This window comes from Hymenobacter frigidus (assembly GCF_014640435.1).
Lineage (GTDB): Bacteria > Bacteroidota > Bacteroidia > Cytophagales > Hymenobacteraceae > Hymenobacter > Hymenobacter frigidus.
Window position 1 is genome coordinate 41,069 of record NZ_BMGY01000034.1, and the last position, 8,902, is coordinate 49,970.

Annotated in this window: 8 protein-coding genes; 2 read left to right on the plus strand and 6 right to left on the minus strand. The window is 60.2% G+C overall.

The features are described 5' to 3' along the window. Positions 1–176: 176 nt before the first annotated feature. Genes IEW17_RS15535 through IEW17_RS15545 form a run of 3 tightly spaced genes read right to left on the minus strand, consistent with a single transcriptional unit; the run spans position 177 to position 4,895 of the window. Entirely contained in the window at positions 177–3,254 is a 3,078-nt protein-coding gene (locus IEW17_RS15535) for an efflux RND transporter permease subunit (RefSeq protein ID WP_188562973.1), read from the minus strand. Between the two features lie 28 nt (positions 3,255–3,282). Beyond that, on the minus strand, positions 3,283–3,648 hold the full coding sequence (locus tag IEW17_RS15540; RefSeq protein ID WP_188562974.1) for a four helix bundle protein: 366 nt from the start codon (positions 3,646–3,648) through the stop codon (positions 3,283–3,285). A gap of 29 nt (positions 3,649–3,677) precedes the next feature. Then, positions 3,678–4,895 carry an efflux RND transporter periplasmic adaptor subunit gene (locus IEW17_RS15545; protein WP_188562975.1) on the minus strand — a complete coding sequence of 406 codons (1,218 nt, stop codon included), beginning with the start codon at positions 4,893–4,895 and terminating at the stop codon, positions 3,678–3,680. A 183-nt stretch (positions 4,896–5,078) separates the two neighbouring features. Between IEW17_RS15545 and IEW17_RS15550 the strand changes: the two genes are divergently transcribed. Further along, complete coding sequence (locus IEW17_RS15550) at positions 5,079–5,435, plus strand: MGMT family protein (protein WP_188562976.1); 357 nt, start codon at positions 5,079–5,081, stop codon at positions 5,433–5,435. A 53-nt stretch (positions 5,436–5,488) separates the two neighbouring features. Here the strand turns inward: IEW17_RS15550 and IEW17_RS15555 are convergent, their stop codons facing one another. Then, the gene (locus IEW17_RS15555) at positions 5,489–6,934 is read right to left on the minus strand and encodes a hypothetical protein (RefSeq protein WP_188562977.1); all 1,446 of its coding nucleotides are present in this window, start codon (positions 6,932–6,934) and stop codon (positions 5,489–5,491) included. A gap of 428 nt (positions 6,935–7,362) precedes the next feature. Next, positions 7,363–7,779 carry a transposase family protein gene (locus IEW17_RS15560; RefSeq protein ID WP_188562978.1) on the minus strand — a complete coding sequence of 139 codons (417 nt, stop codon included), beginning with the start codon at positions 7,777–7,779 and terminating at the stop codon, positions 7,363–7,365. A 25-nt stretch (positions 7,780–7,804) separates the two neighbouring features. On the opposite strand from IEW17_RS15560, the gene IEW17_RS15565 reads away from it, so the two are divergent. Then, positions 7,805–8,251 carry a TonB-dependent receptor gene (locus IEW17_RS15565; protein WP_188562979.1) on the plus strand — a complete coding sequence of 149 codons (447 nt, stop codon included), beginning with the start codon at positions 7,805–7,807 and terminating at the stop codon, positions 8,249–8,251. Between the two features lie 171 nt (positions 8,252–8,422). On the opposite strand, the gene IEW17_RS15570 is transcribed toward IEW17_RS15565, so the two are convergent. After that, positions 8,423–8,902, minus strand: a 480-nt coding sequence (locus IEW17_RS15570) for a response regulator (protein ID WP_188562980.1), incomplete at its 5' end; no start/stop codon positions are given.

Here is an 8,902-nt window from a genome sequence, read left to right on the forward strand (position 1 = left end):
CATCAAATTGCCCTCCTTACCAAGGAGAGGATGTTCGCGCTTCAGCGCGAACGGGGGTGGTGCTACCGGAGGGCGTTGAACGACTTGCAGCCGCTTCGTTCGGGTATCGTTCAACGAGTGGCACCACCCCAGCTGACGCTTCGCGCCAGCGTCCCCACCTCAAATGAGGAGGAGAGTTACGCTACGGCTGCCTCGGTTGCCTTGGGCTTGTGCTTTTTGGCGGTGGCGAAATACGAGTACATAACCGGCACCACGTAGAGCGTGAGGCCGGTGGCGAAAAACAGGCCGCCCACCACGCCAATGCCCATGGCCCGGCGGCTAAGGGCGCCTGCGCCCGTGGCAATGGCAATGGGCAAAATGCCCAGAATGGCGCACAGTGACGTCATCAAAATGGGCCGGAAGCGCGCCGTGGCCCCCTCAATCAGGCCCGTCATGTAATCCACGTTGTGTTTCTCGACGCGCTGGTTGGCGAATTCCACGATGAGAATACCGTTTTTCGTCACCAAGCCAATTAGCATGATGATGCCGATTTGCGAAAACAAATTTAGCGTTTGGTTGAAATACCACAGGCTAAGCAATGCACCGCTCAAGGCCAGCGGCACCGTGACCATAATGATGACCGGGTCGCGGAAACTCTCAAATTGCGCGGCCAGCACCAGGTAAATCAGCACCAGGGCCAGGCCGAAGGCGAAGAGGAGGGAAGATGAGCTTTCCTCAAAGTCGCGTGAAGCCCCCGATAGCTCGGTCGAAAAGGTGTCGTCGAGACTCTTGTCGGCAATGGCGCGCATGGCGGCGATGCCATCGCCCAGCGTCTTGCCGGGGGCCAGCGAGGCCGAGAACGTGGCCGAGTTGTAGCGGTTGAAGCGGTAGAGCTGGGGCGGCGTGCTGCTTTCTTCCAGGCGAATAACGTTGTCGAGCTGCACCAGCTCGCCGGCCGTGTTTTTCACCGACAGCAAGCGCACGTCCAGCGGCTGGTTGCGGTCTTCGCGGGCCACCTGGCCGATAATCTGGTACTGCTTGCCGTTGCGAATAAAGTAGCCGTAGCGCTGCCCGCTCAGGCCGGATTGCAGCGTTTGCGAAATGCTTTGCACGCTCACGCCCAGGCTTTGAGCTTTCTCGCGGTCAATATTCACGCGCAGCTCGGGCTTGTTGAACTTCAGGTTCACGTCCACGAACTGAAAGGTGGGGTCTTGGCGGGCCGCGTCCAGGAACTTGGGCACGGCGGCGCGCAACTTCTCAAAATCCTGGGTTTGCACCACAAACTGCACCGGCAGGCCGCCCCCGCCGCCCGAGCCAATGCTCTGGTCCTGCGATACCGAGGTGCGGGCCGCCGTGAGGCGCTTCACGCCGTTGGTCATGGTTTTGGCCACGTCGTCTTGGGTGCGGGTGCGCTCGTCGGCATTGGTGAGCAGCACCCGGGCGATGCCCGAGTTGGAGCCCCCGGCAAAGCCCGGCGAGGTCACGGTGAACACGCTGCTCAGGCCCGCGCCGGTCGAGTCGAGCGCCAGCTTGGTCACCTGCGCCATGTAGGCATCCATGAACTCGAACGAGGCACCCTCGGGGCCGGTGGCGCTGATGCTCACGCGGCTACGGTCCTCCACCGGGGCCAGCTCGGCGGGGATGGCGCGCATGAAAAACCAGATGCCGCCGCCCGTCACGGCTATCATCACCCAGGCCAGCCAGCGGTTGTTCAAAAAGGTCTTTAAACTGTTTTGATACGCGTCAATCAGCCGCTCAAAATACGGTTCAGTCTTGCGGTAGAACCAGTTGTGGGTTTCCTGGCGCTTCAGCAGCTTTGAGCACATCATGGGGGTGAGCGTGAGCGACACGAAGGCCGAAATCAGTACCGAGCCCGCCACCACAATACCGAACTCGCGGAACAGCCGCCCCGTGATGCCCGTGAGGAACACCACCGGCAGAAACACCGCCGCCAGCACCACCGTGGTGCTCACCACGGCCACCAGAATTTCCTCGGTGCCCTTGGTGGCCGCCGTTTTGGGGTCCTCGCCGGCCTCAATGCGGCTGTATATATTCTCCAGCACCACAATGGCGTCGTCCACCACCAGGCCAATTGCCAGCACGATGGCCAGCAGCGTGAGCACGTTGATGGAGAAGTCGAGTAGGTACATCACGAAGAAAATGCCCACCAGCGACACCGGAATGGCCACCACCGGGATGAGCGTGGAGCGCCAGTCGCGCAAAAACAAAAAGATGATGACCACCACCAGCACAAAGGCCTCGATGATGGTGTGCTCCACCTCGCGAATGGAGTCGCGGATGAAGATGGAGTTGTCGATGGCCGGCTGCAGCTTCAGGTCGGCCGGCAGGTCCTTGCCGTACTCTTTCAGCCGCTTGTTGAAGGCATCGGCAATGTCAATCTGGTTCGAGCCGGGCTGCGGAATCACGGCCAGGGCCACGCCCGGCGTGCCGTTTACCCGGAAGATGGTCTGGTCGTTTTCAGGATATAATTCCGCGTAGCCGATATCGGACAAGCGAATCAGCGACACCTCATCTTTGCGGATAATGAGGTTGTTGAAGTCCGCCACCGAGCTCAGCCGGCCCATGGTGCGCAGCGTGAGCTGGGTGGCTTCGCCGGACACCGCGCCGCTGGGCAGCTCCACGTTCTCGCGCGTCAGGGCGGCCTGCACATCCACCGGGCTCACGCGCAGGGCGGCGAGCTTCACCGGGTCCAGCCACAGGCGCATGGAGTACTTGCGCTCGCCGTACACCCGCACTTCCGACACGCCGGGAATGGTCTGAATCCGCTCCTTCAGCGTGTTGTTGGCGTAGTCGGTCAGTTCCAGCAGGGTGCGCTTGTTGCTGTTCAGGTACGTGATGACGATGGGCTGCGAGTCGGCATTGGCCTTGCTCACCACGGGCGGGTCAATGTCGCGCGGCAAGCGGCCCTGGGCCCCCGACACCTTGTCGCGCACATCGTTGGCGGCGCTTTCCAGGTCGGCATCGAGGTCGAACTCGACCGTAATCTGGGTGCGGCCGTCGCGGCTGTTCGAAGTCAGGTTCTTGATGCCGGCAATGCCGTTCAGGGCTTCCTCCAGCGGCTCGGTTACCTGGCCCTGCATCACGTCGGCCGAAGCCCCGGTATAGTTGGCCGACACCGTAATGATGGGCGGGTCCACGCTCGGGTACTCCCGAATGCTGAGGTACCGGAAGCCGATTACACCAAAAATGATGATGACCAGGCTCATCACAATGGCTAAGACCGGCCGGTTAATACTGGTTGACGATAAACTCATTTGTTAATTAACAATTAATAATTAAGAATTAATAATTGGGTACTTCAGGTTTTGAGGAGCGGATGATGGCCGTCAGGATTTTCAACAACTCTTCGCAGTCGGTCAGTAGGGATTCGGCTTGGGTGCTTTGCAAATAATTCGTGTCACGCAGCAGGCGCAGCCAGTAGTGGGTTTCGCGGGCTTCTTTGTACGCAATGCTGCATTTTGAAACAAAGTCCTTGCGCGACTGCCCGCCAACAGCTTCCTCCACATTAGCTCCAATGGAAGTTCCACTGCGACGAATCTGGTCAGCCAACTGAAAGGCTTGTTTTTCTTTCACCAAAAACTGGCTGAGCCGCACGATGCGAACCAAAAAAGCATAGCTTTTTTGAAGAATTATATTTCCCTCTTTCATTAGCCACCCCAATTTTTAATTACTAATTATTAATTAGTAATTAAAACGCCGTCGCCGGGCTTCACCTGCAAGATGCCGGTGCGTAGCACCGAATCACCCACGGCCAGGCCGCTGATAATCTGAATAACCTTATCGGAACGGATACCGATTTTCACCTTCTTCGGCACCATCTTGTTGTTCTTCACCGTGTATACGCTGTAGCCGCTGGCCTCCGGAATCACCGATTCGGTGGGGATTTGGAGCGCCGACTCGGTTTCGCCCAGTTGCAGGTTCACGCGCACGAAGGCCCCGGGGCGCAGCTCGTTGTTGCGGTTGGCAAAGCGGGCGCGCACCGGCTGGGTGCGGCTCACGGGGTCAATTTGCGGGTCGATGGCGTAAACCTTGGCTTCGTAGTTCTTATTGTTGGCTTCGTCGAGCACGCTCACCACGTCGCCCACCCGTACGTTGGAGGCGAAGCGGCCGGGCACGGCAAAGTCGATTTTCACCGGCCGCACTTTCGAAAGGGTCGTGATTTCGGCTCCGGGACTCACGTAGGTGCCCACGGTGGCAGTGCTCAGGCCCAGCACGCCCGCGAAGGGGGCCCGCACGTAGGCTTTGGCTAAGGTGGCGCGCAGGGCTTGTAAGTCGGCCTGGGCCGTGAGCAGTTGATTATTCGACGTTTCGTATTCCTGGGCGCTGATGTACTCCTTGTCTAATAGCGTGCGCTGGCGCTTTTCCTGGTTGCGGAACAGTTTGATGTTGTATTCCTGCTTCCGAATGCCGGCCTGCGCTTCATCGGCATTGATGCTGAACAGTAGCTGGCCCTTACTCACGGCCTGTCCTTCCTTGATATTAAGGCTGGTGATTTTGCCCGACAACTCACTTTTGATAATCACCGATTCTTCGGCCAGTACCGAGCCGGTGGCGGCCACTTCGTCGGTCAGGCTGGTAGCGCGTACCACGTATACTTGTACTGCCAGGCGCTGCCCACCACCTTTGCCTCCGGGGCCGCCTTTGGCAGCTCCGCCTTTGCCACCGCCGCCACCTTTCTTATCGTCGGCCGTGGTGCTGGGGAAGTACTTTATTTTGACAAAAACCAGCCCGGTAATCAGCACCGCCGCAATCAGCCAGCCCAGCCAGCCGCGGCCCCCGGAAGCCGGGGTTTCCGGGTCCGGTGGCGTGAGCGGCACGGGGGCGGCGGTAGGGGCAGGCGTGGAGGTGGTGTCCCAGGTAGTGGGAGGTGCAACGGGTGTTTTTTCCAAGTTCATAACTGGGGAGAACGCACGAACGGCGATAGATGTTAGAGCGCTTTTCCATCGCCGTAAACAATACGGCCGCGTGATTGGGCAAATAGCGCTTCTATAGTCAGATTTTGGGGTTAAAGGTTGCGCAAATCTCCCGAAAACTAGACGTAAGGCACCATCACATAGACCGGCCCTATCTTCGTCCCGATGAAGCCAACTGCCCCCAACTCTCCCGAGCCTCGCAATCTTTTTCAGGATGTGCATGAAGTTGTGCGCCTTATCCCGGCCGGCCGCGTGAGCACCTACGGCACCATTGCCCACTACCTGGGAGCCCGGCACGGGGCGCGCACCGTGGGCTACGCCATGATGGCCGCCCACACCGCCGGGCAGTACGTGCCCGCCCATCGGGTGGTCAATCGCCTGGGCCACCTCACCGGGCGCCTGCACTTTGCCACCCCCGATGCCATGCAGCAAGCCCTGGAAGCCGAGGGCGTGCGCGTGGTAGAAGACCGGGTGCAGGATTTCGGCCAGCTGCTCTGGGACCCGGCCGTGGAGCTGGTCTGAGGCTAATCAGTTAAAAGTAAAGCTGCGGTTTAACGCCACATTTTTAACTGATTTTACTTGCCTGCCGCGGTCAGGCGCTGGATGCGGCGCAACTCAAACAACCCTTCTTTGGCCGGTATCAGGCGCAGGGCGGGAGCACTGCCGTCGGTTGGCACCACGCACTCCAGGTAAGTGGGCTGCGAAAAGTTGGGCACGAAGGAGCGACAGACCTCAGGCCCGGAGCCCGTTTGCACGCAAATTTTCAGGTCGTGGCGGCGGTCCTGCCACGTTAGGACCGCCCATTGGCGGGTGCGAAGCGGGCGGGTTGGCTGGCCGCTGGCGCTGAAATTCACGGGCTGGTCTTTGGCGGCATCGGCCCGGCGGTACACGTACACGCGGGCCGAGTCGACGGCTTTGGCAAAGCCGTCGGCATCGGTCTGGCCGGTGTTCTGCGCCGCCACTACCCGGCCTGAGGCGAGGTGCAGTTCGTACACGTCCATGGGGGCCGCACTGTTGGCGGCGCTGGCAATGGCAGCACCCAAAAGGCCCCCCACAGCCGCAGCCCCCGCCATGTTGGCCGCTGCTTTCTCATCGAACACCGGCGGACCGGTGAAGGTGAAGTTCCGGCTGTCGGCAGCGGGCATCAGCTTGTAAAAGTGGTTTCGATACACCATCAGCAGCTCTTGGCCGTCGCTCAAGCCCCAGAGGCCAGCGGTGTTCACGGGTCGGGTGGGGTGCCTGTCATCGGTGCCCAAGTAGTTGGCCTGCACCTCGTCGGTGCCGACCCAGCGCTTGCCGGGGTGGGCAATGTGCTCAATTGCGAACGGAAACTCCGGCTCGCTCGGCGCGTTGTTTTGAAATTCCTGCAAACTGCGGTACAGGCCGCGCTTGGGAGCCGCGCCGGCTGCCTGAATGGCAAAGTGCGGGTTGGCCGCGCCGCCGCGGCCGGCCAGGGCGTCGGCACGGGTCAGGGTTTCGGATGGGATGGTTGGTGCGGGCAGGGCGGCAAGCTTGCGCAGCGCCTGTTGCAGCAGCAACGCTAGGTTGGTGGCGTGGCGTTTAGTTACTTCCAGCCCGCTGCGGCGCGTGGTTTCGCCCACGGTTAGCAGCACACGGAAAGTGCTGTCGGGTTGCGGCTCCAGGAAATCGGCCACCAGTTCGGCCTCGGCGATTTCGGCACTGGCTCGCATTTCCTCGGTCAGGGCCAGCGTGAACACGCGTAGCACTACCGGCCGGGCACCCGCGACGGCCGGCAGCTGCGTGCGGAAAAACTGCGTCAACTCCGCGGTTAGGGGTTGGACAAAATCGGCCGAAACCGTTTCGTTGGCCATGCCGCGGTGCACCGTGCCCAGCTCGCTGCGGTCGGAGCGCAGGTCCAGCACGCGCGTCACCTGCCAGGGGCCAGCGGGCACTTCGAGCTTCTCTGCATTCAAGCTGAGGCGGTAGGTTTGGGCGCGGCCCGAATGAGCAGTTAGGATTAACCACAGGCAGGCCAGAGAGAAAGTTAGCGGGCGATTCATTCACCAAAGCTACAGCCATTGATGCAGCCTAAAAAACCGAAAAGGCGTTGCTATGCCCCAAGCATGGGCAGTGGTGCATTCTTGATTAAACCATTATCTATCAGGTTGAACGCATTCAAATTGGGGCCATTTTAGCCAATACGGTCCTCAAATACTCATCGTTCCATCCCGCCATTTTCTGTCGATTCTTGGTGCTATTCGCGTCTTGGACTTGGTGAAGTGCTTGCAGGACCAACTGGCGGGCGGTGGCCAGGTTCAGCGGCCCGTCGTCGAGGCGGGTGCGTTGCCGGTCCTCGCGAAAGACCACATCGGGTTTCTAAGGCAGCCGGCCGCAGCGCAACTGACCAGGTTTTGCTGTAAGTCCAGGGCCCGCAGCAGGTCGGGAATGGCCGTTTTCCGGGTGCTTCTGGTCGCCGCTTTTTCCTGACTCAGCACCAGCGAATGCGTCGAGGCCCACGCGCTGACGATACAGATGCCGCTTTTTTGGCCCCGGCCCGCGCCGTCCCCCGCAACACGTTGCCGTCCACGCTCACCGCTTGCAACGGCTCCTCAACACCGGCCAGCACCTGCGCCGACCAAGCGTAAAGACAGCGCCCGAAAGCGTCGGTGTCCTGCGCCGGAAAACCCGTGTGAACGTGTCGTGCGACGGAATTCCGGTGGATGAGTCCAAAAACGTGCGTAAAAAATGCTTCCTCGCGGCGGCCGTACGCTCCAACTTCCTCGAAATCGTCCGCTCCGCTAATGAGCGCGCACAAGGCGATGACGAGAATATCCACCAAATGGTGCTTTTTGCACCGATTTGCTCGATAATCAGGCATCTCCGCAAAGAAAGTGCGCCAGTTCATGCTCCAAAGGTCTGACCCATTTTAAATGCGTTCAACCTGCACCAACGAAGGCGATGTGCCCGTGTACCTCGACGGCGTGCACGTGGGCGATGCCGCTCAGAATCAGTTTCAGCTGGGTCTGCGCTACGAGCCGTTCCGTGGCGCTTATATCCGTCCCTCGTTCCTTCTCTTCACCAAGTATTACTCGGCCTTCAACCCCGACCTCATCCGCGACCCCGCATCCAGTACCGACTCGTATCGGCTGCCTACTTCGCGCAACCTCGACCTGCACATGGGCTACGATTTCAAGCCCGTGTATAAAGACCGGGTGCTGTGCCTGGGCATTAGAGGTTCCATTCTGAACGTGCTGAACGAATTCTACTTCACCGACGTGTCGAATCAAGCCAATTTCAATACCAGCGGCCTCGACCAGTTGCAGGCCTTCTTCAACCGCGGCCGCACCTTCACGGTGGGCCTTTCGGCCACGCTGTAAAGCCAGCGCCGGTTTTCGGACTATTACACTCGTTACGAAATGCTTCGCGAAAAGTAAGCGACTGTAGAGCCGCAATCCACTTTGTGATGAGTACAGCTCGTAAGTAAAGCCCCACTTCCTGCGCGTCAGGAGGTGAGGCTTTACTTACGATTTGGGGAAAGAATCAGCCCACTACCGGGCCCCGGCGGCGGCGGCGGCGGCCAGTACGGCGCTGCGCATTTCTTCGGGTGAGGTGTTTTTGACGAGGTAGCTGTGGGCCCCCTCGGCCAGCACGGTACTCACCAGCGAAGGGTCGTCGTGCATGGAAATGATGACCACGCGCACCGCGGGGAACTGCGTGCGGAGCAGGCGGGTCGTTTGCAGGCCGTCGAGGATGGGCATTTGCATGTCCATCAGCACCACGTTGGGGCTGCTGCCCTGGTCCAGGAGCTCCAGGAGCTCCTGGCCGTTGCCAGCTTCGCACACCACTTCAATGCCCGCGTAGCCGCTAAGCAGCGCCCGCAGGCCTTTGCGAAAGAGAATGTGGTCGTCGACGATGGCCAGGCGGACGGGGCCTGCTGCAGTAGCAGAAGTAGGGTTGGGGGTCAGAGCAACCGCACTATGTGGTGGGCTGGCAAAGTGCTGCCAGGAGGCGTTCGAGAAAGGGTTCGT

What these genes read in the sequence shown, in the direction of transcription:
- IEW17_RS15535 (WP_188562973.1), bottom strand. Translation starts at nt 3,254, where the DNA reads ATGAGTTTATCGTCAACCAGTATTAACCGGCCGGTCTTAGCCATTGTG.
- IEW17_RS15540 (WP_188562974.1), bottom strand. Translation starts at nt 3,648, where the DNA reads ATGAAAGAGGGAAATATAATTCTTCAAAAAAGCTATGCTTTTTTGGTT.
- IEW17_RS15545 (WP_188562975.1), bottom strand. Translation starts at nt 4,895, where the DNA reads ATGAACTTGGAAAAAACACCCGTTGCACCTCCCACTACCTGGGACACC.
- IEW17_RS15550 (WP_188562976.1), top strand. Translation starts at nt 5,079, where the DNA reads ATGAAGCCAACTGCCCCCAACTCTCCCGAGCCTCGCAATCTTTTTCAG.
- IEW17_RS15555 (WP_188562977.1), bottom strand. Translation starts at nt 6,934, where the DNA reads ATGAATCGCCCGCTAACTTTCTCTCTGGCCTGCCTGTGGTTAATCCTA.
- IEW17_RS15560 (WP_188562978.1), bottom strand. Translation starts at nt 7,779, where the DNA reads ATGAACTGGCGCACTTTCTTTGCGGAGATGCCTGATTATCGAGCAAAT.
- IEW17_RS15565 (WP_188562979.1), top strand. Translation starts at nt 7,805, where the DNA reads ATGCGTTCAACCTGCACCAACGAAGGCGATGTGCCCGTGTACCTCGAC.